Here is a 24,718-nt window from a genome sequence, read left to right as displayed (position 1 = left end):
CATGCCCAGTTCCGCGTCGGGGGCCCGACCGCCGCAGACGCGGCGGACGGCGACGGTGGAGTTCGTCCGCGGCTCGGTCCGCGGCACCCGCCGGCGGGCGCTGGCGACCCTGCCCAGCCTGTTCACGCTCGCCAACATGATGTGCGGCTTCGTCGCCATCCTGGTGTCCATCCGCGGCGACCACACGCTGGCCGCCGTCCTCGTCGGGCTGTCGGTGGTCTTCGACATCACCGACGGCGCGGTCGCCCGGCTGGTCGGCGCCGTGACCCCGTTCGGCCTGCAGTTCGACTCGCTGGCCGACCTGGTCTCCTTCGGCATGGCGCCGGCGCTGCTGGCGTTCACGCTGTTCTCCGAGGGCCGCGACGGCTGGGACCCGCTCGGCTGGGTCGTCTGCGGGCTGTGGGTGGCGTGCGCGGCGATCCGGCTGGCCCGCTTCAACACCACGATCGACCCGACCGCGGACAAGCGGTACTTCACCGGCATGCCGAGCCCGGGCGCCGCGGGCGTCGTCCTCGCGTCGGTGTTCGCGTTCGGCGACCAGATGCAGGGCCGCGACCGGCTGTGGGTGCTGCTGATCGTCGCGGTCCCGGCGCTGCTGATGGTGAGCACCGTGCGCTTCCGGTCCTTCCGCTCGCTGGTCAGCCCGAAGAGCGGCCGGCCGTACGGGCTGATCGCCGCCGCCGTCGTCATGGTCATCGGCTTCGTCACCGTGCCCGTGGTCACCGGCTGCGTGCTCGCCTACGGCTACCTGTTCGCCCCCGTCCTGGTGCCGGCGCTGTCGCCGCTGGCCAAGCTGGTGCCCGGCCGCGTCAAGGAGCTGCTCACGTGAGTGTCCGGGTGATCCGGCAGACCGACGTCCCCGCCGTGGTCGGCCTGGTCCGGGAGCTGGCCGAGTACGAGAAGGCGTTGCACGAGGTCCGGCTGACCGAGGAGCAGCTCACCGCCGCCCTGTTCGGCGACTCCCCCGCGCTGTTCGGCCACGTCGCCGTGACCGGCGACGGGGCCGTCGTCGGCGTCGCGCTGTGGTTCCTCAACTTCTCCACCTGGCGCGGCACCCACGGCGTCTACCTCGAGGACCTCTACGTGCAGCCGCAGCACCGCGGCGCGGGCCTGGGGCGGGAGCTGCTGCGCACCCTGGCGGCCACCTGCGTGGAGCGCGGCTACGACCGGCTGGAGTGGTCCGTGCTGGACTGGAACGCGCCGGCGATCGACTTCTACCGGGCGGCGGGTGCGCTGCCCATGGACGAGTGGACCGTCTTCCGGCTGACCGACGAGGCCCTGGCCGGCTTCGCCGCGGACCGGCGCGCATGAGCACCGGACGCCAGCCGGCCGAGTGCTGGCTCACCGACATGGACGGCGTCCTGGTGCACGAGGGCCAGGCGCTGCCCGGGGCCGCGGAGTTCCTCGCGCGCCTGGTCGAGCGGCGCCGCCGGTTCCTCGTGCTGACCAACAACTCGATCTTCACGCCCCGGGACCTCGCCGCGCGGCTGGCCCGCTCGGGCCTGCAGGTGCCCGAGGAGTCGATCTGGACCTCGGCGCTCGCGACGGCGGACTTCCTGTCCACCCAGCAGCCCGGCGGGTCGGCGTACGTCATCGGCGAGGCCGGCCTGACCACCGCGCTGTACGAGGCCGGTTACACGCTCACCGACACCGACCCGGACTACGTCGTCCTCGGCGAGACGCGCACCTACTCGTTCGAGGCGATCACCCGCGCCGTCCGGCTGGTGGGGTCCGGCGCCCGGTTCATCGCCACCAACCCCGACGTCACCGGCCCCTCGGCGGAGGGCCCGCTGCCCGCCACCGGCGCCGTCGCCGCGATGATCACCAAGGCGACGGGGGCGGAGCCCTACTTCGTCGGCAAGCCCAACCCGATGATGTTCCGCAGCGCGATGAACCGGATCGAGGCGCACTCGGAGAGCACCGTCATGATCGGCGACCGGATGGACACCGACGTCGTCGCCGGCATCGAGGCCGGCCTCGACACGATCCTGGTGCTGACCGGCTCGACCCGGGCCGCCGACGTCGCGCGCTTCCCGTTCCGCCCGAGCCGCGTGCTGGACTCGATCGCCGACGTCGTCGACCTCGTCTAGGGACCGGCCGGTCAGTCCTCGCCGCGGCGGAAGTACGCCAGCCGGGCCTCGGGCGTGGCCAGCAGGTACAGCTCCACGACCACGAGCACCAGCACGGGGATGCCGAACTGCGGGCGGTCGGCGGTGAACGCCGTCGTGTACCCCAGGGCGGCGAGCAGCAGCTGCAGGACCACGACCGGCCCCCGCGCCCACGGGGAGACCCGCCAGAGGCCGACGGCGGCGGCCGCCATGGCGACCCCGAAGATGCCGACGTAGACGACCTCGGCGAGGGCGTTGCTGACGCTGGCGGGGTCGCCGGTCACGGTCAGGTACAGCAGGACGAGCGCGCCGCCGATCAGCAGGGCCGCCTCGAGGGCGACGACGAGCGCGGCCCGGCGGACGGCGACGGGCGCCTCCGGGCGGTCGGCGGCCGGCCGCGGCGCCCCGGGGTCGGCGGCACCGCCGAGCAGGCGGTCGACCCGGCTGCCGCGCCGCTGCGCACCGCCGTGCCCGTCCCCATGCCCGGGCGCACCGCTCTCCTGCGTCACAGCAGCGAGGCTACGCGTCAGCGGCCACACGGTTGACACGCTGCTGGTCGGGGAGAGTGCAGGTCGTGGCTAGCCTGGACCGCATGCGCGCGCTCGTGGTGGCCAACCCCGCGGCGACCTCCACCAACACCAAGGTGCGCGACGTGCTCGTCGGCGCCCTGGGCAGCGAGCTGAAGGTCGACCTGGCGGAGACGACGCACCGCGGGCACGCCCGCGAGCTCGGCCAGCAGGCCCGCGCCGACGGCGTGGACGTCGTGGTGGCCCTGGGCGGCGACGGCACCGTCAACGAGGTGGTCAACGGGCTGCTGCAGGACGGCCCCGGCGCGGAGGTGCCGACGCTGGCCGTCGTCCCCGGCGGCTCGACCAACGTCTTCTCCCGGGCGCTGGGCCGCTCCCGCGACCCGGTGGAGGCGACCGCGGAGATCCTGGACAGCCTGCGCGCCGGGCGGACCCGCCGGGTCGCGCTCGGCACGGCGAGCGCCTCGGGCACCAGCACCGCGCCGGCCGAGCCCGTCGACCCCGCGGTCGCTCCCGCCCGGGCCGCCCGCGACGCCGCCGCGCACCCCGGCTGGAACGAGCCGCGCTGGTTCGTCTTCACCGCAGGGTTCGGCTTCGACGCCGAGGTCATCGCCCGCGTCGAGGCGCAGCGGGCCCGCGGCCGCCGCTCCACCGGCCTGCTGTACGTCCGGGAGGCGACGACGGCGTTCCTGCTCGGCCGCGAGCGCCGCCGTCCCGCCGTCACCGTCGAGGTGCCCGGCGAGCCCGCGCGCGACGGGGTCTTCCTCTGCCTGGTCTCCAACGTCAGCCCGTGGACCTACCTGGGGGCGCGCCCGGTCAACCCCAGCCCCGAGGCCTCCTTCGACGCCCACCTCGACGTCTTCGCCCTCGGCCGGGTGGGCTCGGTCGGCATGCTCCGCGCGGTGCGCCAGGTGATGGGCCCCCAGCCCGACGTCCGCGGCCGGCGGGTGCACCGCTGGCACGACCTGCCCGAGCTGACCCTCACCGCCACCCGCCCGCAGGGGTGGCAGCTGGACGGCGACCACCTGGGCACGGCCACCGCCCTGCGCCTGCGCTCGGTCCCCGCCGCCCTGCGCGTCGTCGCCTGAGGCGAGGACCCCGCCCTCCGCGCGCTCGGTGCGGGCCCGCCGGACGGGGCCGCGCGAGCGGTTGCCGGAAGGGCACGTCCGGGTCGGCCTGTCAACCGTCCACCCCCGCCGAGTGGCGCCCCTATCACGGGCGTGGTGAGCTTGCTCACGAGGGGTCCCACCGGGCCCTCGATGCGCTTGACAGGCGTCTGAGCCGTGAAAACATCGCGACCAGGAACGCAACCTGCCCGTAACAAAGCGCAGGCGGTCGCTGGTAGACGGCACGACGTCGTGTCGCCCGCGCAGACGCCCGGAGACAGCGACCCGACCAGCACCGTAGACGACTTCGAGGAGCACACCACCATGGACTGGCGCCACCGCGCCCTCTGTCGCGACGAGGACCCGGAGCTGTTCTTCCCGATCGGCACCACGGGCCCCGCCACCGTCCAGGTCGAGCAGGCGAAGGCGGTGTGCCGGCGCTGCCCGGTCGTCGAGTCGTGCCTGGACTGGGCGCTGCGCTCGGGTCAGGACTCCGGCGTCTGGGGCGGCCTCTCCGAGGACGAGCGCCGCGCGCTCAAGCGCCGGCAGTCCCGGACCCGCGTCCGCGCCTGACGGCCGCACCAGCACAGCACCACCACGCGAGAGGCCGGCCCGGAGCACCGGGCCGGCCTCTCGCGTCTCCCGGGCCGGTCAGCGACCCACGCCGCCCAGGCCCGAGCGCTGCGCGAGCTCCGCGGCGGTGGCCCGGTCGGCCACCTGCAGCTTGGCGAACACGTTGGACACGTGGTTGCGCACGGTCTTGCTGCTGACCCCCAGCGCGTCGGCGATCTGCGGGTTGGTCCGGTGGCGGGCGACCAGGTCGAGGACCTCCCGCTCGCGGGCGGTGAGCTCGGGGAACGGCGGCCGGGAGGGCTCCGTCGGCGGGGTGGCGAAGAACGCCGCCAGGCGCAGCGCGATGCTCGGCCCGAAGATGGCCTCCCCCTCGGCCACGGCGCGCACCGACCGCAGGATCTCCGCCCGGCCGGCGCCCTTGAGCAGGTAGCCACGGGCTCCGGCCCGCAGCGCGGCGAACACCGAGTCGTCGTCGTCGGACATGCTCAGCACCAGCACGCGGGCGTGCGGGCTGGCCGCCACCAGCCGCTCCGTCGCCGCCACGCCGCCCATGCCCGGCATGCCCAGGTCGAGCAGCACCACATCGGGCGCGGTCCGGCCGACGACGGCCAGCGCCTCCTCGCCGCTGGCCGCCTCCCCGCACACCTCGAGGTCCGGCGCGGTCGCCAGCAGCGACCGCAGCCCCGCCCGGAAGTGCGCGTGGTCGTCAACCAGCAGGACGCGGATCGGCTCCACGGTGACCTCCCTCCCCCGGCTCCAGCGGCAGCTCGGCGCGGACGACGGTGCCGCCACCCACGCGGCGGGTGACGGTACAGCTCCCACCGAGCTCCGCGGCCCGCTCCCGCATCGAGGCCAGCCCGACCCCGCCGCCCGGCGTCCCGTCACAGCCGCGGCCGTCGTCGGTGACCTCCACCCGCAGCCGGCCTCCGCCGGCGACCAGCCGGACCCCGGCGGCCGAGGCGCCGGCGTGCCGGTCGACGTTCGCCACGGCCTCGACCGCGATCCGGTAGGCGGCGACCTCGACGGCGGCCGGCAGCGGCCCGAGCGGCTCGGGCACGTCCAGCGCCACGGGCGTGCCCGAGCGCGGGCGGCCGGTCAGGGTGGCCGCCAGCGCGCCGGCCAGGCCGAGGTGGTCCAGCGCGGGCGGGCGGAGCCCGTCGACCAGGCGCCGGACGTCCGACAGCGCCGTTCGCGCGTCCTCGGCGACCTCGTCGAGCAGCTGCCGGACCACCGCGGGGTCGTCCACCTCACGCGCGGTCTCCGCGCGCATCGCCAGGCCGGCCAGCACCGGCCCCAGCCCGTCGTGGAAGTCGCGTCGCAGCCGGCGCCGCTCCTCCTCCCGGGCCAGGACCAGGCGCTCGCGGGAGCGCTGCAGGTCCGCGGCGAGCCGGCCGGCCCGCTCGCTCTCGCGCAGCGCGCGCACCGCCCCGGCGATCCCCGGCGCGACGTCGCGCAGCAGCCGCAGGTCCCGGCGTCCCAGGGTCGCCTCGCCGGGCCGCGGGGCCAGCAGCAGCCGGCCCACCTGCTCGCCGCCGGAGACCAGGGGCAGCGCCACCGGGTCCGGCGGCAGCACGCCCGCGGTCACCCGCTCGCCGGGCACCTCGACGCCGGCGGCGGGCAGCTGCAGGGCGTCGCGGACGGTGCGCGCGGCGGCGGGCAGCGAGACCGCGCCCGGCGCGGACTCCAGCTCGCGCCCCAACCGGGCGAGGACGGCGTAGGGGTCGCCGCGCTCGCCGTAGAGCAGCCGGTCGACCCGGCGCTGCAGCCGGGTGCGCACCGGCGCGAGCAGCACGGCGGCGACCACGGCCGCCCCCAGCGACGCCGGCAGCTCGACCGTGCCCCCGAAGAGCCCGGCCGCGGCCGTCACCCCCGCCAGGTAGAGGACCGCGACGGCCGCGGAGAGCGCGACCAGAACCAGCGTGCGGCTGATCAGCCGGTCGATGTCGAGCAGCCGGTGGCGGACGACGGCGACGCCCAGCCCGGCCGGCAGCAGGCACGCCGCGAGCGTGCCCACCACCTCCCACGCCAGGCCGTGCGGGAACAGCCCGCGCGGGTCGTCGTCGGCCAGCCCGGCCGCCAGGCGGACGGCCACCAGCAGCGCGGCCAGCCCCGCGGCGTAGGCCAGCCACTCCCCCTGCTGTCGCAGCCGCGAGCCGGCCGGCGCGCGCAGCACCCGGCGGACGACGTCCAGCCCCGCACCCGCCAGCACCGCCGCGGCGACGACCGTGCACATCCCGCCCACCGCGTCGGCCACCGGACCCAGCCCCGGCACGCCCAGCGGGTTGGGCCGCCCGGGCACGCCGAGCTGCTCGTCGGGTCCCGGGCGCAGGGCCGACAGGACCGCGGCGGCGGTGGTCACCGCGACGAAGACCAGCAGCGGCCGGCGCCAGGCCGCCGCCACCCGGCCGTCGGGGAAGAACACCGGCGTGACGGTGAGCAACGCGTTCGCCGGCACCCACAGCCAGGTCTGCGGCCAGCCCAGGACGGCGGCGACCACCGACCCCTCCGGGGCACGCAGCGCCAGCTGGCCGCAGGCCTCCAGCAGCGCGAACGCCGCCGCGCTGCCCAGCAGCAGGTGGCCCAGCGCGTTGTCCGGGCGCGACCGGGCGACCAGCCCACCGGTCGCCGCGCAGACCGCGACGGGGACCAGGTGCAGCGAGTCCGACAGCGGCCGGCCGGCGGTCAGCGACAGCGCCGCCCCGGCCGCGGCGAGGAGCAGGACGGCGGCCGCGGTCGGCAGGGCGCCCGCCCGCAGCGACGACGTCCACCGGCCCGGCACGCCCGGCCGCGGACCGCCCGCCGCGGCCCCGGCGGGGGCGCGGCCGGCGGCCGTGGACGTCGACACGGCGCGCACGGTAGCGGCCGGCGCGCCCGGGTCAGGCCCGCCGCCGTCCCAGCGCGGCGGTCAGCGCCGTGACCGCGACCCACAGCCCCCCGGGCAGGACGGCGACGTACTGGACCGGCATCGCCTGCGACGCGGCGACGGCGAGGGCGGCGAGCAGGCCGACGACGGCGGTCGGGCGACCCACCGAGCCGTGCCGGAAGCCGCCGACCGCGACGGCCGCCGCCGAGACGCCCAACCCGGCCCACAGCCACGGGAGGGTGTTGTAGAGCGCCAGGTGAGCGCCGACGGTGTCCGGGTCGAACGGCTGGTCGCCGGTCAGCGCCCAGTACAGCTCGGTGCTGATCCCCCCGCCGACGAGGACCGCCGCCGCCGTCACGACGACGCCCGCGGCGGCGACGCCGGGCACGAGGCTGTCGGCCGGCTCCTGCCGGGCCAGCGAGCGGCGCAGCCCGGCGGCGAAGACGAGGAAGCAGGCGGCCACGACCGCGCAGACGACCTGCTGCGCCCAGACCAGCCCGGCGCTGTCGGTCACCGCCGCCAGCAGCGCCGGGTTGTCGGCCACCACGCCGGTCGACGCGTCGTAGGTGTTCCCGGTCAGCATCAGGCCCGGCACGCCCACGACGGCTCCGGCCAGGCCGGTCCAGGCCCAGGCGCGGCCGGGCGGCCGGACCGGGACGGGTGCCGCCGGGGCGGTGGGCAGCGGCGCGGGGACTGGGTGGGCGGTGGTCACGGGGGCCTCCTCGGGATCGGTGCGGGGAGGCGACCCTCGCGCGGGCCGGGCCCGGCCACATGGGGCAGCGCGTCCCGGGCACGCGGGACACCCCCGGGACGGCCGGCGGGGCGGTCAGCGGCGCGGGCGGGCGGCCCCCGGCAGGTCCAGCACGACCTCGGTGCCCCGGCCGCCGTCGCCCGGCGGCCCCATGGTCAGCGCGCCGCCGAGCTCGCTGGTGACCAGCGTGCGCACGATCTGCAGCCCGAGGCCGTCGCTGGCGGCGACGTCGAAGCCCGCCGGCAGCCCGCGGCCGTCGTCCCGCACCCGGACGACGAGGTCGTCGCCGTGCCGGTCCGCCTGCAGCTCGATGCTGCCGGTCTCGCCGTCGGGGAAGGCGTGCTCGGCGGCGTTGTGCAGCAGCTCGGTGACCGCGAGGACGAGCGGGGTGGCGGCGGCGGCCGGGAGCTCGCCGAACGCGCCGATGCGGCAGGTGCGGGCGGCCGGGCCGATCGAGGTGAGGTCGCCCAGCATCGGCAGCACCTGGTCGAGGACGTCGTCGACGTCCACGACGTCCTCGCGGCTGCCGGCCAGCGTCTCGTGCACCACGGCGATGGACGCCACGCGGCGCACGGACTCCTCGAGCGCCGCGCGGGCGGCGGGCTCGGTCATCCGCCGCGCCTGGAGCCGCAGCAGCGCCGCCACCGTCTGCAGGTTGTTCTTCACGCGGTGGTGGATCTCGCGGATCGTGGCGTCCTTGGTGAGCAGCGCGCGGTCGCGGCGGCGGACGTCGGTGACGTCGCGGACCAGCAGCAGGGCCCCCTCCTCCCCGCCGGGCGCCTGCAGCGGCAGCGCGCGGACCAGCAGCGTGGCGCCCGCGCCCTCCAGGTCCATCGGCTCGGGGAAGCGGCCGGCGACGGCGGCGCGGATGGCGGCGGCCACGGTCTCCCCGGCGACCCGGTCGACGGCCACCTCCCGGCTCAGCGGCGCCAGGTCGGCACCGACGACGTCGCCGGTCACGCCGATGCGGCGGAAGGCCGACAGCGCGTTGGGGCTGGCGTAGGCGGCGCGCCCGTCGCCGTCCAGCCGGACCAGCCCGTCGCCGACGCGGGGGCTCAGCTCCGCGTCGAGGACCTGCTCCGGGGGGAAGGTGCCGGCCGAGACCATCAGGCACAGGTCCGCGGCGATGTCGAGGTAGGTCAGCTCCAGCGTCGACGGGGACCGGGTCACCGCCAGGTTGGTGTCGCGCGCGAGGACGGCGACGACGACGCCGTCGTGCCGCACGGGGATGACCTCCCGCCGCCGCGGGGTGGCGCCCGACCAGTCCGGCTCCCCCTCGGTGACCGGCCGGCCCTCGCGGTGGGCGACGACGAACGGCTCGGCGTCCTCCCCGGTCACCTCGCTGCCCACGAGGTCCTCCGGCTGGCTGGTCGGCGCGGTCAGCGGGCGCACCTGCGCCACGCACCACCACGCTCCGGTCCGCAGGGGCACCCAGAGGGTGAGGTCGGCGAAGGAGAGGTCGGCCAGCAACTGCCAGTCGGCCACCAGCCGGCGGGCGTGGTCGGCCTGCGACGGCGAGGTGGCCGAGCCCCGCGTGAGGCGGTCGGAGAGCGTGTTCATCGTGCCCCCGAGCGTAGGAGTGCCGCCGCCGGCGCCGGCCGGTCCGCAGCGGCGTCCGGTGGTGGGGCCGGTCAGCTCTCCACGGTGGCGATCAGGTCGCCCTCCTGGAGCACCTCGCCCTCGACAACGTGCAGCTCGGCGACCGTGCCGGCGCGCTCGGTGAGCACCGGGATCTCCATCTTCATGGACTCGAGGATGACCAGGGTGTCGCCCGCGGCGACCGTCGCACCGGGCGTCACCAGGACCTTCCACACGCTGGACACCATCTCGGCGTGGATCTCCTCGACCGCCACCGGCACCTCCCGCACGTCGACGCTGCCGGTGGTCATCCAACCACCCGGGGAGGCCGGCTACCCGGCTCGCCCGCCGGGCACGGGCTCGCCGGTGGCCAGGCGCTCGAGGACGGCGCACACCTCGGCGCCGTCGTGCGGCACCCCGGTCTCGCCCAGGCCGGTGAGGGCGTCGCTGACCGCCCGCGCGGCCGTCGGGACGTCCGCGGCACCGGAGCTCACCGTGGCCAGCAGCGCGTCGTACCAGCCGTCCAGCCGGTCCCCCGGCTCGTACCCGCGCGTGGCCACGACGTCCGGGGACCGCCGCCGGCCGCGCAGCCGGCCCGGTCCCGGCAGCCCGCCGGTGACCCGCCCGGCCCGCCCGGGCGGGAGCGTCGAGCGCAGCTGCACGGCCACCGCGGCACGGGGCGGGTCGGCCGGCGCGAGCGGGCGGGCCGCGGTCCCCGAGACGCTGCGCAGCGCCAGGTCGACGGCGTCCACGCCGTGGGCCCGCTCCAGCACCGCCATGTCCAGGGAGAACCCGGCGGCGACCTCGGCCAGCTCCCCGTCGGGGTCCACGCCCACGGTGACCAGCCCGCGCCACCCGACGTCGACCAGCCGGCGGGCGGCGGCCGGGAGGGGCGGCGGCTCCTCGGGCGTCCAGGACACGCGGGCGATGCCGGCGGCGCGGTCGCGGGTGACGGGCGTCGCGCAGCGCAGGCCCTCGTCGGTGACCCACGCGAGCAGCCCCCGCTCGCTGGCCGGCTCGACGCCGTCGCCCCCGAGCCGCTCGAGGACGGCGGCCTCGGGACCGACCCAGGTCAGGCCGGAGGCCACCACCGCCCCGGCCAGCCGGGCGTTGCCGGCCAGGGCCGGCGGAACCGGGAGGACGGCGGAGACCCCGCTGCGCCGCGCGGCCTCGACGATCCGGTCGACGGCGAGGTAGGACTCCGCGGCGGGTGCGGGGCCCAGCAGGACGGCGTCGTCGGCCATCCGGACGTGCAGGGCGTGCCGCTCGGCCTCGGAGTGGACGGCGACGGCCTTGATCTCCAGCCGCGTGCAGGCGGCGATCACCGCGCAGGCCGCCGGGCCGCGCCCGGCCACGAGCACGCTCTCGATCCCCGACTGCCCCACCGGCCGTGACCCTCCCCGTGTCGCGTCCCCGCCCTCCGCCCGGCGCGGTCCCCGGCGCCGGGCGTGAGAGGCTTGCCCGGTCAGCTTGGCGGGTCCGCCAGGAGCCCGCACACCCGGGCCCCGGCCGGTCCCGCCGTTCCGAGGTGCCCGGCCGGGCGCCTCCCGCACGATCCGAGGAAGGAGGGCAGCGATGTCCAAGCGTGGACGCAAGCGTCGCTCCCGCAAGGGGAACAAGGCCAACCACGGCAAGCGGCCCAACGCCTGAGGCGGGGCCCCGGCCCCCACGCACCCGGCGCGAGCCCCCGAGCAGGGCCCGGGCCGGGTGACCGGGTGGCGCGGCCGGTGCGGGCGCCCCGCCGCTCAGGCGGTGGGGCGCTCGCCGGTCCGCTCGGTGACGACCTCGGTCGTGATCCGCTCCACGCTGACCGTGGTGCCGTCCTCCTCGAAGGAGACGCTGGTCAGCTGCATCTTGATCCGGTCGCGCAGGCCGACCGGTGGCTGGTCGCCCCCGCAGCGGCGGCGGACCAGCGCCTTGAACTCCTGCTCGATGCCGAACTCGCGCAGGCAGGGCGAACAGTCCTCGAGGTGCTCGGCGATGACCGCCCGCCGCGCGTCGTCGGTCTCGTGGTCGAGGAACTCGAAGACGTGCGACAGGACGTCGTCGCAGGAGTTGATCTCGACGTGCCCGTCGGGGTGCTCGCTCACGACGCCTCCTCCCCGGCGCCCGCGCGGACGAATCCGCGCTCGCGGGCGTAATCGGCCAGCAGCTTCTGCAGTCCTCGCCGGCCGCGGTGCAGCCGCGACATCACGGTGCCGATCGGCGTGCCCATGATCTCGGCGATCTCCTTGTAGGCGAAGCCCTCGACGTCGGCCAGGTAGACCGCGAGCCGGAAGTCCTCGGGCAGCTGCTGCAGGGCCTCCTTGATGTCGGAGTCCGGCAGGTGGTCCAGCGCCTCGATCTCGGCCGACCGCAGGCCGTTGGAGGTGTGCTCCTCGGCCGCGTACAGCTGCCAGTCCTGCACCTGGTCGGTGGGGTACTGCTGCGGCTGCCGCTGCTTCTTGCGGTAGCTGTTGATGTAGGTGTTGGTCAGGATCCGGTACAGCCACGCCTTGAGGTTCGTGCCCTCGGCGAACTGGTGGAAGGCCGAGTAGGCCTTGACGAAGGTCTCCTGGACCAGGTCCTCGGCGTCGGCGGGGTTGCGGGTCATCCGCAACGCGGCCGGGTAGAGCTGGTCGAGGTAGGGCAGCGCGTCCCGCTCGAAGCGGGCGTCGCGCTCGGCCCGCGTCTCGGCGACCTCCGCGCGGCTGCCGCCCTCACGGGCCTCCGGCACCTCGACGGGTGCGCCGACCGTCGCCTCGTCCGTGCTCGTGGGCTCCTCGGGCACCGACCGTCCTCTCTGCGCACCCCGGACGCGGGGTGCCACCTCGGACGATCCTAGTCGTGCGGAATCGGGGCGGCCCGGCGGACGGCGGCGCACGGCGGGACCGGCGCCGGCCCGCGCGCGGGCGGTCGAGGGGGTGCTGGTCACGCCGGGTCCAACCGCCCGGGTCCGGCGCCGATTCCCCGGACGGCGCCTCGCTAGGCTGCCGCGCCGTGGCGGCCACCCCCGCGGTCCGGGTCCTGGAGAGGGCACGGGTCGCGCACACCCTGCACTCCTACGACCCCGAGCACCCGTCCGGCCAGGGGCACGGGGAGGCGGCGGTCGCGGCGCTGGGCTCCGATCCCCGCCAGGTGTTCAAGACGCTGGTCACCCGGGTGGACGGCGCGCTCACCGTCGCCGTCGTCCCCGTGGCGACCACGCTGGACCTCAAGGCGCTGGCCGCCGCGACCGGCGGGCGGAAGGCGGCGATGGCCGATCCCGCGGACGCCGAGCGCACCACCGGCTACGTGCGCGGCGGGATCAGCCCGCTGGGCCAGCGCAAGGCGCTGGCGACGGTGGTGGACGACTCCGCGCTGGGGTTCGCGACGGTGATGGTGAGCGCCGGCCGCCGGGGGCTGCAGGTCGAGCTGGCCCCCGCCGACCTGGTGCGGCTCACCCGCGCCCGCACCGCGCCGATCGGCCGCTGACCGCCGGCGGGTCAGCCGGGGGCGCCGTAGGGGGTGAGCAGCTGGTCCACCGGCGCGTGGTCGTCGGTGAGCACCGGCGCGTCCCCGACGAAGCGGTCGAGCTCCGCCCCGCCGGCGACCTGCCAGGCGAGGTCCCGCCCGGGCAGCGCCGCGGTGAGGGCGGCGACGGGCAGCGGCCGGCGCGCGGCCACCGCGACGACGTTGCCGCCGTCCTCCCCCGCGAGCACCGGCGCCCGCGCGAGCAGCAGGACGTGCGGGAACACCGCGCGCAGGGTCGCGAGCTCGGCGCGGACGAAGTCCAGCGGCGGGTGGTCGATGAGGTTGACGACGTAGGCGCCGGCGTCGGCCAGCGCCGCGTCCACCTCCTCCAGCGCCTCGCGGGTGGTCAGCTGCCACGGCACCGACAGCCCGCCGAAGGCGTCCCCGACGACGAGGTCGCGACCACCGGCCGGCTCGTCGCCCAGCCCGATGCGCGCGTCGACGACCCGCACGCGCAGGTCCTCGGAGGTCCGCAGCCCCAGCCGCGCCCGGTCGACGGCCACGACGCCGGGGTCGACCTCCAGCACCAGGCTCTCGGTGCCCGGCCGCACCCGGGCCAGGTAGCGCGGGACCGTGAGCCCGCCCCCGCCCAGGTGGAGGGCCGACACCGGCCGCCCCGCGGGGGCGAGCACGTCGGTGACCGTCGCGATGGCGCGGACGTACTCGAACTCCAGGTGGGTGGGGTCGGCCAGGTCGACGTAGGAGTGGCGCAGCGTGTCCAGCAGGAGCAGGCGCCCGGCCGGCCGATCGGGGTCGGTCGCCACCCGCGCGCAGTGGTAGGAGGTCTCCTCCTCGCAGGGGCTGGGCGCGAGCGCCGCCAGCAGCGTGACGCCCACGGCCAGGACCAGCAGCCCGGCCGTCCACCGCCGGGTGGCCGCCGCCGGGCGGCGCAGCACCACCGCGGCGACGACGCCCGCCAGCACCGTGAGCAGCCCGGTACCGACCAGGATGCCGCTGGTCGGGAAGAGCGCCACCAGCACGAAGCCGGTGAGGAAGGTGGCCGCGATGCCGCCGAGGGTCCCGATGCCCGACAGCCGGCCGACGACGGCGCCGGTCTCGGCGAGGCTCGCCAGCTGCAGCTTCACGACCATCGGCGGGACGGCCGACAGCAGGGCCGCGGGCACCACGATCGCCACGAAGGCCAGCAGCAGCACGCTGCCGGCGTCCCCGCCGCCGAACGCCTCGCCGGTGAACCGGACCAGCGGCAGCACCGCCACGACCAGCGCCCCGCCGGCCACCACCAGCGGCGGGATCAGCCGCCGGGGGTCGGTGCGGTCGGCGAGGCCGCCCCCGGCCCAGGCGCCGACGGCGATGGCGGCCAGCGCGAAGCCGATCACCGCCGTGTTGGTCTCCAGCGTGATCCCGACGTAGGGCGCGATCAGCCGCAGTCCGGCGATCTCCAGGACCAGCACCGCACCGGAGGTGAGGAAGGTCAGGCCGGCGGCCAGCCAGCGGGGCAGCGGCCCCGCGGCCGGGGGCGGGTCGTCGGCCGGGGGCGGGTCGTCGGCCGGGGTCATCTCAGAACAGCGCCGGCTGCTCGGCCGGCTCGGCGACCGACTCCGACCGCTCGGTCAGCTGGGGCCCGTTGTTCTTCACGCTGTTCACCAGGGCGCTGACCGGTCGCAGCTCCAGGCCCTCGACGACCTCGGGCGGCGTCGGCTCGGCGAGGGCGGCCACGTCCTGCCGGGTGGGGTCGAGCCAGTCCGCCCACCGGTCGGGCGGCAGCACCAGCGGCATCCGGTCGTGCACCTCGGCCAGCGCACCGACGGCCGGGGAGGTGATGACGGTGCAGGTGTACAGCCGGTCCTCGCCCTCGCCCCAGACCTCCCACAGCCCGGCCATGGCCAGCACCGACCCGTCGGCCGGGGTCATGTAGTACGGCTGCTTGCCGGGCCGGTCCAGGCGCCTGGCCCACTCGTACCAGCCGTCGGCCGGCACCAGGCAGCGGCGGGAGGCCGCCGCCCGGCGGAACGCCGGCTTCTCCGCCAGCGACTCCACGCGGGCGTTGAGCATCCGGCTGCCGATCGAGGCGTCCTTGGCCCAGGAGGGCACCAGCCCCCACCGGACGGCGCGCAGCTCCCGGTGGCCGCCGCCGGTCAGCGCCCCCTCGGCGTCCCGCTCGCGCTTGTGCCGGACCACGTAGACGTCCTTGGTCGGCGCGACGTTGTAGTCGGCCGGCAACGGCGCCTGCCCCTCGACGGGGACGGCCTCGAACTCGACCACCAGGTCCTCCGGGCGGCGGCTGGCGGCGTACCGACCGCACATCGGCGGCTCCTCCCTGCAGGCGCGTTGGCTGCCGCCGAGCCTAGGGGCGCCCACCGACGTGTGGCCCGTGCGCGCGTGGCGGGCACCCGTGGGGGTAGGGGTGCCCTGGGCAACGGACGAGGACGAGACGAGGATCGACGCGTGACCGCGACAGAACAGTCAGACACCCAGCACGCCACGGCCGCCGGCGACTCCGGCAGCCGGAGGTACGCCACGGTCAACCCCTTCACCGGCGAGACGGAGAAGGAGTTCGACTTCACCCCCACCGAGGCCATCGACGGGATCATCGGGACGGCGCACGCCGCATACCAGGAGTGGCAGCGCCGCCCGGTCGAGGAGCGGGCCGCCGTCGTCCGCCGGGCCGCCGAGCTGATGGACGAGCGCCGCGACGACCTCGCGAAGCTCATCACCACCGAGATGGGCAAGCGGTTCGAGGAGGCGACCGGCGAGCTGTACCTGTGCTCGATGATCCTCAACTACTACGCCGACAACGGCCCCGGCTTCCTCGAGCCGACGTCCATCACCCCGATGATGGGCCGCGGCGAGGCGGTCGTGGAGACCCGGCCGATCGGCGTCCTGCTGGCCATCGAGCCGTGGAACTACCCCTTCTACCAGGTGGTCCGCGTGGCCGGGCCGAACCTGGTGCTGGGCAACACCGTCATCCTCAAGCACGCCGAGATCACCCCGCAGTGCGCCGAGGCCATCGAGGCGCTGTTCACCGACGCCGGCGCCCCCGAGGGCGTGTTCACCAACACCTTCCTGCGCATCGAGGACGTCGAGCAGGTCATCGCCGACCCGCGCATCCAGGGCGTGACGCTGACCGGCAGCGAGCGGGCGGGCAGCTCCGTGGGCGCCCTCGCCGGCAAGTACCTGAAGAAGTCCGTGCTCGAGCTCGGCGGCAGCGACCCGTTCATCGTGCTCGACGCCGACGACATGGCCGCGACCGTCAAGGCCGCCACCACGGGCCGCATGCAGAACACCGGCCAGGCGTGCACGGCGTCCAAGCGGCTGATCGTCACCGAGGAGCTCTACGAGCCCTTCGTCGAGGGCCTGCGGCAGGCCTTCTCGACCTTCTCCCCCGGTGACCCGGCCGACCCGGCGACGTCCCTGGCCCCGCTGTCCAGCGAGCGCGCGGCGCAGGACCTGCACGCCCAGATCCAGGACGCGATCGACAAGGGCGCGACCGTCGTGGCCGGCGGCAAGCGGCCCGACCGGCCCGGCGCCTTCGTCGAGGCGACGATCCTCACCGACGTCACCCCGGAGATGCGGGCCTTCCGCGAGGAGCTGTTCGGGCCCGCCGCCGTCGTCTACAAGGTGAAGGACGACGAGGAGGCGGTCGCCCTGGCCAACGACAGCGACTTCGGCCTGGGCGCCACGGTCATGAGCAGCGACCTCGACCGGGCCCGCGCGGTCGCCGAGCGGCTGGAGGCCGGGATGGTGTGGATCAACCAGCCCACCGGCTCCTCCCCCGAGCTGCCCTTCGGCGGCGTGAAGCGGTCCGGTTACGGCCGCGAGCTGTCGGAGCTGGCGATGTTCGAGTTCGCCAACCGCCGCCTGGTGCGCACGGTCCCGGCGAGGAAGGCGTCCAAGCCCGTCGCCGGCTGAGGAAGGACCCCGGGTCCAGCGAGACGGCGCCGGGCAGACTGAGCGCGTGAGCGAGGTCTGGCCGGCGCCGCACGCGCCCTCCCCCGTGGACGCCGTCGTCCCCCTGCCCGGGTCGAAGTCCATCACCGCCCGGGCGCTGGTGCTGGCCGCGCTGGCGGACGGCCCCAGCCGGCTCGTCCGCCCGCTGCGCGCCCGCGACACCGACCTCATGGCGGGCGCGCTGCGTGCCCTGGGCGTGCGGATCGACGAGGACGGCGGGGACCTGCTCGTCACGCCGGCGCCGCTGCGCGGCCCCGCCGAGGTCGACGCGGGCCTGGCCGGCACGGTGCTGCGCTTCCTGCCCCCGGTGGCCGCGCTGGCCGACGGTGCGGTCCGGGTGGACGGTGACCCGCGGCTGCACGAGCGGCCCAACGCCGGTCTCGTCGCGGCGCTGCGCGACCTGGGCGTCGAGGTGGACGACGGCGGCCGCGGCCGGGCCCCGTTCACCGTGCACGGCCGGGGCGGCGTCCGCGGCGGGCCGGTCACGGTGGACGCGAGCGAGTCCTCCCAGATCGTCTCCGGGCTGCTGCTGGCCGCGGCCCGGTTCGACGAGGGCCTGGACCTCGCGCCGGCCGGCGGTCTGCCGTCGATGCCGCACGTCGAGATGACGGTGACCACGCTGCGCGAGCACGGGGTCGAGGTGACCGCGACCGGCCGCGGCTGGCGGGTCGCCCCCGGACCGGTCCGTGCCGTCGACCGCGCCGTCGAGCCCGACCTGTCCAACGCCGCCCCCTTCCTGGCCGCGGCGCTGGTCACCGGCGGGCGGGTGACCGTCCCCGACTGGCCGGAGCAGACCACGCAGCCCGGCGCGCACCTCGGGCCGCTGTTCACCGCGATGGGCGCGACCGTCGAGCGCACCGCCGCCGGGCTGACCGTGACCGGCACGGGGGCCATCGGCCCGCTCACCGCCGACCTCGGCGAGGTCGGTGAGCTGACCCCGGTGCTCGCCGCCCTGTGCGCCCTGGCCGACGGCCCCTCCCGGCTCACCGGGATCGGGCACCTGCGCGGCCACGAGACCGACCGGCTGCAGGCCCTGGACGAGGTGCTGTCGGCCGTCGGCGCCCGGGTGCAGCAGCTGCCCGACGGCCTGGTCATCGAGCCGGGCCGGCTCCGGGCGGCGGAGGTCGACTCCTACGCCGACCACCGGATGGTGCACGCCGCGGCGGTGCTCGGGCTGGCCGTCGACGGCGTCCGCGTCACCGGCCCGGGCGCGGTCACCAAGACCCTGCCGGACTTCCGCGAGCGCTGGGCGGCGATGCTGGGGAGCGCGTCCTGAGCCCCCGGCGGCTGGACAGCCGCTCCGACGAGGACGACGTCCGCTCGCGCCCCAGCCGGCGCGGCTCGCGGCCCCGCACGCGGACCCGGCCGGCGCACGAGGACGCCGTCCCGGGGCTCGTGGTCGCCGTCGACCGCGGGCGGATGCAGGTGCGCGTCGCGGGCCCCGGCGGCGCCCCGCTCGAGGTCACCGCGATGCGCGCCCGGGAGCTCGGCCGCCACGGCGTCGTGGTCGGTGACCGGGTGCGGGTGGTCGGCGACACCAGCGGCCGGCCGGACACCCTGGCCCGGATCGTGGTGATCGAGGACCGGGTGACGTCGCTGCGGCGCACCGCCGACGACACCGACCCGACCGAGCGGGTCGTCGTCGCCAACGCCGACCTGCTGGTGATCGTCACGTCGGTGACCGACCCGGAGCCGGCGCTCGGCTTCCTGGACCGCTGCCTGGTCGCCGCCTACGCCGGCGGGCTGGAGCCGCTGCTGTGCCTGACCAAGACCGACCTGGCCAGCCCGCAGCCGCTGCTGGACCGGTACGCCGGCCTGGACGTCGACGCCGTCCCGATGTCGCGGGAGGCCTCCCTGGAGGACCTCCTGGCGCGGCTCGGGAGACGGATGAGCGTGCTCGTCGGCCAGTCCGGTGTCGGCAAGTCGACACTGGTGAACCGGCTCGTGCCCGACGCGTTCCGGGCCACCGGCGACGTCAGCAAGATCGGCAAGGGCCGGCACACGTCGTCGTCGGCGGTGCTGCTGGACCTGCCGGCCGGGGGTGAGGTCATCGACACCCCGGGCATCCGCTCGTTCGGCCTCGCGCACGTGACCGCCGGCGACGTGCTGGCGGCGTTCGACGAGATCGCCGGAGCCGCCGAGGAGTGCCCACCCGGCTGCGGGCACACCGCCGCGGACCCCGACTGCGCGCTCGACGCCTGGGCGGCGACGGGTCCACCGCACCGGCAGGACCAGCTGCGGGCGGTGCGGGTGCTGCTGGGCGCCGTCGGCCAGGTCGGCCCCGGCTACTGACGCCCGCACCAGCCACCGCACCGCCACCGGCACCGGCACCGGCACCGCGATGCGCATCGCGGCGGTCACCCCGGCCCGGGTGACCGCCGCCATGCGCATGCGGGCGCGCACGCCGGCGGGGCGCGGGCGCGGCTCCTACACGTCCACCCAGCCGCCGCTGCGCCAGTACAGCCCCGCCTCGCGGGTGAGCAGCCCCTCGTCGACCAGGTACCGCCGCAGCGCCGCCGTGTCGGGGTGCCAGACCGCCAACAGCGCGTTGACCTCCCGCTCGAGGTAGCGGACGCCGACGTCGAACACCCGCACCAGGTGCTCCAGCACCACCCGCCGCTTGGTGGCCTGCGCCGGGATCGACACCAGCCGCCCGTCGCGGACGAACGCGGAGAGGACGGCGTCCTCCGCCGGGTCGTCCGACAGCGGCTCGGGGCGCGGCGCGGCCTGCGCGGCGGCGCGGGCGGCGGCGCCGAACCGGTCGGTCAGCAGCTCGAGCGCGTGCCGGTCGCGGCGCACCAGGCCGGCGCGGGCCAGCCGGCGGGCGGCGAGCGCGACGTCCTTCAGCGACAGCCCGGCCGCCGCGGCGACCTCCTCGATCGTGCCCGCACCGAGCGCCAGCGCGGCCACCACCCGCAGCCGCGTGGGGTCGGCGAGCAGCCCCGCGATCGTCGTCGCGTCGGGTCTCGCGTCCACGCCTGCGACGGTAACCAGACCGCGCCCGCTAGGTTCGGTGCCCATGACGTCGGGCCGCGACCACACCGGGGACATGCACCTGGCGCACGTGCTGGCCGACCAGGCCGACAGCATCAGCATGGACCGCTTCCGCGCGCAGGACCTCCAGGTCGACACGAAGCCCGACCTGACGCCGGTCACCGACGCCGACCGGGCGGTCGAGGAGCAGCTGCGCATCACCCTGGCGCGGGCGCGCACCCGCGACGCCGTCCTCGGCGAGGAGATGGGGACGACGGGCCACGGGCCGCGCCGCTGGGTGCTGGACCCGATCGACGGGACGAAGAACTTCGTCCGCGGCGTGCCCGTCTGGGGGACGCTCATCGCGCTGTTCGACGGGGACGAGCCGGTCGTCGGGCTGGTGTCCGCGCCGGCGCTGAACCGCCGCTGGTGGGCGGCCAAGGGCGTCGGAGCCTGGACCGGGCGGCGGCTGGAGTCCGCGACGCGCTGCCGGGTGTCGGGCGTGCGCGACCTGGCCGACGCCAGCCTGAGCTACTCGTCGCTGTCGGGCTGGGAGGAGCGCGGCGCCCTCGACGGCTTCCTCGACCTGACCCGCAGCGTGTGGCGGACCCGCGCCTACGGCGACTTCTGGAGCTACGTGCTGCTCGCCGAGGGCGCCGTCGACATCGCCTGCGAGCCCGAGGTGTCGGTGTGGGACCTCGCCGCCCTGGACGTGATCGTCCGCGAGGCCGGGGGCACGTTCACCGACGTCTCCGGCGCCCCCGGCCCGGCCGGCGGCAGCGCGCTGGCGACCAACGGCCACCTGCACGACGCCGCGCTGGCGCACCTGCGGGGAACCGCTCAGGCCTGAACGGCTCCCGCGCGGGCGTGCGCGGGACCACCGGACCGGCCGTTGCGGTCGGCCAGCAGCCCGGCCAGCGTGCTCAGCGCGATCTCGGCGGGCGCGCGCGACCCGATGTCGAGCCCGATGGGCCGGTGCACCCGCGCGATGTCGGCCGCCGGGACGCCGAGGGCGGTCAGCGCCGCGACGTGCGGCCCCTCGTGCCGCGGGTTGCCCATCACGCCCACCCAGCGCACCGGCCGGGCCAGCGCGTCGCGCAGCACCTCCCCGAGCTCGGGCCGGTGGTGGTCGGTGACCACGACGTCGGCGTCGGCCATCGGCAGGTCCGCCCCGTCGAACCGCGTCACCGGTGCGCCCCGTGCCGGGTCCGGGTCCAGCAGCACGGCGCGGTAGCCGAGCTCGGGCGCCCAGCGCAGCAGCCCTCGGCCACCGGGGAGGCGAACACGGCCACCAGGACGCGGCCGGTCACCTCGGGGGCGGGCGCGCCGTGCGCCACGCCGCAGGTCGGGTCCACGGTCTCGGTCACCGGTCGATCCTCGCCCGCGCCGGCGTCCCGCCGCCAGGGGCCGGGCACCGGAGGGACGCCGGCTGTGAGCTCCCTGGCAGCAGCGGCGGTGCCCGGCACGCGCCGGTCTGCTGGGATGGACGGGTCGGCCCCGCGCCCGTGGTGCCGCCGAGGAGGTCCCCGTGCAGTACGCCGAGTCCGTCGTCGACCTGGTCGGGGGCACTCCCCTGGTCCGCCTCCGGTCGGTCACCCGGGACCTGGGCCCCGACGCGCCCCTGGTGCTGGCCAAGGTGGAGTACCTCAACCCGGGCGGGTCGGTGAAGGACCGCATCGCCGTGCGCATGGTCGACGCCGCGGAGGCCAGCGGCGCGCTGCGGCCGGGCGGCACGATCGTCGAGCCGACGAGCGGCAACACCGGCATCGGCCTGGCCCTGGTCGCGCAGCAGCGCGGCTACCGGTGCGTCTTCATCTGCCCCGACAAGGTCGGCCAGGAGAAGATCAACGTGCTGCGGGCCTACGGCGCCGAGGTCGTCGTCTGCCCCACCGCCGTCGACCCGGCGGACCCGCGCTCCTACTACTCGGTCTCCGACCGGCTGGCCCGTGAGACCCCCGGCGGCTGGAAGCCCGACCAGTACTCCAACCCCGCCAACCCGCAGTCGCACTACGAGACCACCGGCCCGGAGATCTGGGAGCAGACCGAGGGGCGGGTCACGACCTTCGTCACCGGCATGGGCACCGGCGGCACGATCAGCGGCACCGGCCGCTACCTCAAGGAGGTCTCCGGCGGCCGCGTGCGCGTCGTCGGCGCCGACCCCGAGGGCTCGGTCTACTCCGGCGGCACCGGCCGGCCCTACCTGGTCGAGGGCGTGGGCGAGGACTTCTGGCCCGCCACCTACGACCGCGAGATCGCCGACGAGATCGTCCCCGTCTCCGACGCCGAGTCGTTCGCGATGACCCGGCGGCTGGCCCGCGAGGAGGGGCTGCTGGTCGGCGGGTCGTGCGGCATGGCCGTCGTCGCCGCCCTGCGCACCGCCCGGTCGCTGACGAGGGACGACGTCGTGGTCGTGCTGCTGCCCGACGGCGGCCGCGGCTACCTCAACAAGATCTTCAACGACGCGTGGATGGCCGACTACGGCTTCCTGGACTCGACCTCCGGGGAGACCGTCGGCGAGCTGCTGCAGGCCAAGTCCGGCCAGACGCCGACGCTGGTGCACACCCACCCGAACGAGACCGTGCGCGAGGCGATCGACATCCTCCGCGAGTACGGCGTCAGCCAGTTGCCGGTGGTCCGCGCCGAGCCGCCGGTGACCGCCGGCGAGGTCGTCGGGTCGGTCGACGAGAAGGTGCTGCTGGACGCCCTGTTCGCCGGCCGGGCCTCGCTGTCGGACCGGGTGGAGAAGCACATGTCGCAGCCCCTGCCGATCATCGGCTCGGGCGAGCCGGTGACCGAGGCCGTCGCCGCCCTGGGCTCCGCCGACGCCCTGCTGGTGCACGTCGACGGCAAGCCCGCCGGTGTCGTCACCCGGCAGGACGTGCTGGGTCACCTCGCCGGCCACGCCCGCCGGCCCGGCGCCTAGCGTGGCGCCATGACCGGCTTCTCCACCCGCGCCATCCACGCGGGCCAGGACCCCGACCCGGCGACCGGGGCCGTCGTCCCGCCGCTGCACCTGACCACGACGTTCAAGCAGGACGGCGTCGGCGGGCTGCGCCAGGGCTACGAGTACAGCCGCAGCAGCAACCCGACCCGCGACACCCTGCACGCCGCGCTGGCCGCGCTCGAGGAGGGCACGACGGCCCTGGCGTTCGCCTCCGGCCTGGCCGCCGAGGACACCCTGCTGCGCACCGTGTGCCGGTCGGGTGACCACGTCGTCCTGGGTGGCGACGCGTACGGCGGCACCTTCCGGCTGATCTCCCGGGTGCTGTCGGAGTGGGGCCTGGAGCACACGCCGGTCGCCCTCGACGACCACGACGCGTTGCGCGCCGCGATCCGCCCCACCACCCGGGTCGTCTGGTGCGAGACGCCGAGCAACCCGTTGCTGAACATCACCGACATCGAGGCGACGGCGGCGATCGCGCACGAGGCCGGGGCGCTGCTGGTCGTCGACAACACCTTCGCCTCCCCCTACCTGCAGCGACCGCTGACGCTGGGCGCCGACGTCGTCGTCCACTCCACGACCAAGTACCTGGGCGGGCACTCCGACGTCGTCGGCGGGGCGCTCGTCACCCGCGACGCCGAGCTGGGCGAACGGCTGGCCTACAACCACAACGCGATGGGCGCGGTCGCCGGACCGTTCGACTCGTGGCTCGTGTTGCGCAGCCTCAAGACCCTCGGCGTGCGGATGGACCGGCACTGCGCCAACGCCGCGCGGGTCGTGGACTTCCTCACGAGCCGGTCGGAGGTGTCGTCGGTCCTCTACCCGGGGCTGCCCGACCACCCGGGCCACGCGATCGCGGCGCGCCAGATGTCCGGCTTCGGCGGGATGGTCTCGGTCCGGCTGGCCGGCGGCGAGGACGCGGCGCTGCGGCTGTGCGAGCGCACGCGGCTGTTCACGCTCGCCGAGTCCCTGGGCGGCGTCGAGTCGCTGGTGGAGCACCCGCACCGGATGACGCACGCCAGCGCCGCCGGGTCGCCCCTGGAGGTACCGGCGGACCTGGTGCGGCTGTCGGTCGGCATCGAGGACGTGCAGGATCTCGTCGCCGACCTGGAACAGGCGCTCGCGTGAGCCGGCCGGCCCGTCGCGGAGAGGGAGGTGTCGGGGTGCTCCGGCTGATCGGACTGCTGCTGGTCCTGTGGCTCGTCATCACGGTGGTCGGAGCGGTGGTGAAGGCGCTGTTCTGGCTGGCCGTGGTGGGCGCGCTGCTGTTCGTGGCCACCGCCGCCGTCGGCTGGCGGCGGCGCGACACCCGGCTGTGAGCCGCCGTCCGGCGCGCGCCGCGGCGACGGCGGGCGCCGGGACGGCCGCTCGCGGGATGATCGCGGCATGAGCAGCACCACCGGCACGCCGGACCCCGCCACCGCCGAGACCGAGCGCGCCCGCATCCGCGCCGCCCACCTGCGCCCCGCCGGTGAGCGGCCGCCCTCCACCGCCCGCGGCCTGCACCACACCGCGCTGATCAGCTCCGACGTCGAGCGGACCGTCCGCTTCTACCAGGACGTGCTCGGCTTCCCGCTGACCGAGCTGATCGAGAACCGGGACTACCCGGGGTCGTCGCACTTCTTCTTCGACATCGGCAACGGCAACCTGATCGCCTTCTTCGACTTCCCCGGGCTGGACGTGGGCCCCTACGCCGAGGTGCTCGGCGGCCTGCACCACGTGGCGATCAGCGTCGAACCCGAGCGCTGGGCCGAGCTCGTGCAGCGGCTGGACGGCGCCGGCGTGCCGCACGAGGTGCACAGCGGGGTGTCGGTCTACTTCCGCGACCCCGACGGCGCCCGCCTCGAGCTGATCGCCGACCCGCTGGGCGAGATGTACGGGCAGCACGTCCTCTGAC

29 protein-coding genes are annotated in these 24,718 nt (G+C 76.3%); 15 read left to right on the top strand and 14 right to left on the bottom strand.

Translation table 11 applies throughout. The features are described 5' to 3' along the window. Position 1 precedes the first annotated feature (1 nt). From pssA to ACI781_RS07675, 3 genes are read left to right on the top strand one after another with little or no spacing between them, the layout of a single operon-like run. On the top strand, positions 2-829 hold the full coding sequence (pssA, locus tag ACI781_RS07685) for a CDP-diacylglycerol--serine O-phosphatidyltransferase (protein WP_456565489.1): 828 nt from the start codon (positions 2-4) through the stop codon (positions 827-829). Next, on the top strand, positions 826-1,311 hold the full coding sequence (locus tag ACI781_RS07680) for an N-acetyltransferase family protein (RefSeq protein ID WP_456565488.1): 486 nt from the start codon (positions 826-828) through the stop codon (positions 1,309-1,311). The genes pssA and ACI781_RS07680 overlap by 4 nt, the downstream gene beginning before the upstream one ends. Continuing rightward, entirely contained in the window at positions 1,308-2,090 is a 783-nt protein-coding gene (locus ACI781_RS07675) for an HAD-IIA family hydrolase (protein ID WP_456565487.1), read from the top strand. The genes ACI781_RS07680 and ACI781_RS07675 overlap by 4 nt, the downstream gene beginning before the upstream one ends. An 11-nt stretch (positions 2,091-2,101) precedes the next feature. Here ACI781_RS07675 and ACI781_RS07670 read toward each other — a convergent pair whose 3' ends face one another. Next, positions 2,102-2,617: a hypothetical protein gene (locus ACI781_RS07670; protein ID WP_456565486.1), complete on the bottom strand. Its 516-nt coding sequence runs from the start codon at positions 2,615-2,617 to the stop codon at positions 2,102-2,104. A gap of 65 nt (positions 2,618-2,682) precedes the next feature. On the opposite strand from ACI781_RS07670, the gene ACI781_RS07665 reads away from it, so the two are divergent. Then, the gene (locus ACI781_RS07665) at positions 2,683-3,723 is read left to right on the top strand and encodes a diacylglycerol/lipid kinase family protein (protein WP_456565485.1); all 1,041 of its coding nucleotides are present in this window, start codon (positions 2,683-2,685) and stop codon (positions 3,721-3,723) included. A 270-nt stretch (positions 3,724-3,993) separates the two neighbouring features. Continuing rightward, positions 3,994-4,314, top strand: a complete 321-nt coding sequence (locus tag ACI781_RS07660; RefSeq protein ID WP_456565484.1) for a WhiB family transcriptional regulator — start codon at positions 3,994-3,996, stop codon at positions 4,312-4,314. Positions 4,315-4,392: 78 nt separating this feature from the next. On the opposite strand, the gene ACI781_RS07655 is transcribed toward ACI781_RS07660, so the two are convergent. The 6 genes from ACI781_RS07655 to ACI781_RS07630 all read right to left on the bottom strand — a co-directional run bounded on the left by ACI781_RS07655 (position 4,393) and on the right by ACI781_RS07630 (position 10,891). Beyond that, on the bottom strand, positions 4,393-5,049 hold the full coding sequence (locus tag ACI781_RS07655; protein WP_456565483.1) for a response regulator: 657 nt from the start codon (positions 5,047-5,049) through the stop codon (positions 4,393-4,395). Continuing rightward, the gene (locus tag ACI781_RS07650; protein WP_456565482.1) at positions 5,021-7,159 is read right to left on the bottom strand and encodes a sensor histidine kinase; all 2,139 of its coding nucleotides are present in this window, start codon (positions 7,157-7,159) and stop codon (positions 5,021-5,023) included. Before ACI781_RS07650 ends, ACI781_RS07655 begins: the two co-directional genes overlap by 29 nt. Positions 7,160-7,190: 31 nt before the next feature. Then, positions 7,191-7,889 carry a hypothetical protein gene (locus ACI781_RS07645; protein ID WP_456565481.1) on the bottom strand — a complete coding sequence of 233 codons (699 nt, stop codon included), beginning with the start codon at positions 7,887-7,889 and terminating at the stop codon, positions 7,191-7,193. Between the two features lie 114 nt (positions 7,890-8,003). After that, entirely contained in the window at positions 8,004-9,488 is a 1,485-nt protein-coding gene (locus ACI781_RS07640) for a sensor histidine kinase (RefSeq protein ID WP_456565480.1), read from the bottom strand. A 71-nt stretch (positions 9,489-9,559) separates the two neighbouring features. Continuing rightward, positions 9,560-9,817, bottom strand: coding sequence for a biotin/lipoyl-binding carrier protein (locus tag ACI781_RS07635; protein ID WP_456565479.1), 258 nt, complete (start codon positions 9,815-9,817; stop codon positions 9,560-9,562). 21 nt (positions 9,818-9,838) lie between these two features. Then, positions 9,839-10,891, bottom strand: coding sequence for a biotin carboxylase N-terminal domain-containing protein (locus ACI781_RS07630; protein WP_456565478.1), 1,053 nt, complete (start codon positions 10,889-10,891; stop codon positions 9,839-9,841). Between the two features lie 190 nt (positions 10,892-11,081). Between ACI781_RS07630 and ACI781_RS07625 the strand changes: the two genes are divergently transcribed. Continuing rightward, positions 11,082-11,156: a 50S ribosomal protein bL37 gene (locus ACI781_RS07625; RefSeq protein WP_014377707.1), complete on the top strand. Its 75-nt coding sequence runs from the start codon at positions 11,082-11,084 to the stop codon at positions 11,154-11,156. A 95-nt stretch (positions 11,157-11,251) separates the two neighbouring features. Here ACI781_RS07625 and rsrA read toward each other — a convergent pair whose 3' ends face one another. Together rsrA and ACI781_RS07615 are read right to left on the bottom strand one after the other, a co-directional pair. Beyond that, positions 11,252-11,596 (bottom strand): mycothiol system anti-sigma-R factor, encoded by a 345-nt coding sequence (rsrA, locus tag ACI781_RS07620; RefSeq protein ID WP_456565477.1) that lies wholly within the window; start codon positions 11,594-11,596, stop codon positions 11,252-11,254. After that, on the bottom strand, positions 11,593-12,276 hold the full coding sequence (locus ACI781_RS07615; RefSeq protein WP_456565476.1) for a sigma-70 family RNA polymerase sigma factor: 684 nt from the start codon (positions 12,274-12,276) through the stop codon (positions 11,593-11,595). Before ACI781_RS07615 ends, rsrA begins: the two co-directional genes overlap by 4 nt. Positions 12,277-12,485: 209 nt before the next feature. On the opposite strand from ACI781_RS07615, the gene ybaK reads away from it, so the two are divergent. Further along, positions 12,486-12,959 carry a Cys-tRNA(Pro) deacylase gene (gene ybaK, locus ACI781_RS07610; protein WP_456565475.1) on the top strand — a complete coding sequence of 158 codons (474 nt, stop codon included), beginning with the start codon at positions 12,486-12,488 and terminating at the stop codon, positions 12,957-12,959. 11 nt (positions 12,960-12,970) lie between these two features. On the opposite strand, the gene ACI781_RS07605 is transcribed toward ybaK, so the two are convergent. Continuing rightward, positions 12,971-14,515, bottom strand: coding sequence for a fused MFS/spermidine synthase (locus tag ACI781_RS07605; RefSeq protein ID WP_456565474.1), 1,545 nt, complete (start codon positions 14,513-14,515; stop codon positions 12,971-12,973). 1 nt (position 14,516) lies between these two features. Then, positions 14,517-15,263, bottom strand: coding sequence for an SOS response-associated peptidase (locus tag ACI781_RS07600; RefSeq protein WP_456565473.1), 747 nt, complete (start codon positions 15,261-15,263; stop codon positions 14,517-14,519). A gap of 141 nt (positions 15,264-15,404) precedes the next feature. Here ACI781_RS07600 and ACI781_RS07595 point away from each other — a divergent pair, with 141 nt between their 5' ends. The 3 genes from ACI781_RS07595 (at position 15,405) to rsgA (ending at position 19,199) form a co-directional block, all read left to right on the top strand. Continuing rightward, positions 15,405-16,868, top strand: coding sequence for an NAD-dependent succinate-semialdehyde dehydrogenase (locus ACI781_RS07595; RefSeq protein WP_456565472.1), 1,464 nt, complete (start codon positions 15,405-15,407; stop codon positions 16,866-16,868). 46 nt (positions 16,869-16,914) lie between these two features. Further along, the gene (aroA, locus tag ACI781_RS07590) at positions 16,915-18,183 is read left to right on the top strand and encodes a 3-phosphoshikimate 1-carboxyvinyltransferase (RefSeq protein WP_456565471.1); all 1,269 of its coding nucleotides are present in this window, start codon (positions 16,915-16,917) and stop codon (positions 18,181-18,183) included. A gap of 143 nt (positions 18,184-18,326) precedes the next feature. Continuing rightward, the gene (gene rsgA / locus ACI781_RS07585; RefSeq protein WP_456565470.1) at positions 18,327-19,199 is read left to right on the top strand and encodes a ribosome small subunit-dependent GTPase A; all 873 of its coding nucleotides are present in this window, start codon (positions 18,327-18,329) and stop codon (positions 19,197-19,199) included. Between the two features lie 135 nt (positions 19,200-19,334). On the opposite strand, the gene ACI781_RS07580 is transcribed toward rsgA, so the two are convergent. Continuing rightward, entirely contained in the window at positions 19,335-19,883 is a 549-nt protein-coding gene (locus ACI781_RS07580) for a DUF2087 domain-containing protein (protein WP_456565469.1), read from the bottom strand. A gap of 43 nt (positions 19,884-19,926) precedes the next feature. Here ACI781_RS07580 and hisN point away from each other — a divergent pair, with 43 nt between their 5' ends. After that, a complete protein-coding gene (gene hisN / locus ACI781_RS07575; protein WP_456565468.1) occupies positions 19,927-20,730 on the top strand; it encodes a histidinol-phosphatase in 804 nt (267 codons plus the stop codon). Here hisN and ACI781_RS07570 read toward each other — a convergent pair. Both ACI781_RS07570 and ACI781_RS07565 read right to left on the bottom strand, forming a co-directional pair. Beyond that, positions 20,721-21,104 carry an XdhC family protein gene (locus tag ACI781_RS07570; protein ID WP_456565467.1) on the bottom strand — a complete coding sequence of 128 codons (384 nt, stop codon included), beginning with the start codon at positions 21,102-21,104 and terminating at the stop codon, positions 20,721-20,723. The genes hisN and ACI781_RS07570 overlap by 10 nt on opposite strands. After that, positions 21,065-21,247: a hypothetical protein gene (locus ACI781_RS07565; RefSeq protein WP_456565466.1), complete on the bottom strand. Its 183-nt coding sequence runs from the start codon at positions 21,245-21,247 to the stop codon at positions 21,065-21,067. The genes ACI781_RS07570 and ACI781_RS07565 overlap by 40 nt, the downstream gene beginning before the upstream one ends. Before the next feature lie 161 nt (positions 21,248-21,408). On the opposite strand from ACI781_RS07565, the gene ACI781_RS07560 reads away from it, so the two are divergent. The 4 genes from ACI781_RS07560 (at position 21,409) to ACI781_RS07545 (ending at position 24,717) form a co-directional block, all read left to right on the top strand. Next, positions 21,409-22,803 (top strand): cystathionine beta-synthase, encoded by a 1,395-nt coding sequence (locus ACI781_RS07560; protein ID WP_456565465.1) that lies wholly within the window; start codon positions 21,409-21,411, stop codon positions 22,801-22,803. A 9-nt stretch (positions 22,804-22,812) separates the two neighbouring features. Next, positions 22,813-23,949 (top strand): cystathionine gamma-synthase, encoded by a 1,137-nt coding sequence (locus tag ACI781_RS07555; RefSeq protein WP_456565464.1) that lies wholly within the window; start codon positions 22,813-22,815, stop codon positions 23,947-23,949. A gap of 35 nt (positions 23,950-23,984) precedes the next feature. Continuing rightward, entirely contained in the window at positions 23,985-24,140 is a 156-nt protein-coding gene (locus ACI781_RS07550) for a hypothetical protein (protein WP_456565463.1), read from the top strand. A gap of 67 nt (positions 24,141-24,207) precedes the next feature. Continuing rightward, positions 24,208-24,717 (top strand): VOC family protein, encoded by a 510-nt coding sequence (locus ACI781_RS07545; protein WP_456565462.1) that lies wholly within the window; start codon positions 24,208-24,210, stop codon positions 24,715-24,717. Position 24,718: the final 1 nt, after the last annotated feature.

The organism is Blastococcus sp. SYSU D00695 (genome assembly GCF_054050555.1).
This window is presented reverse-complemented; position numbering and strand designations above follow the sequence as displayed.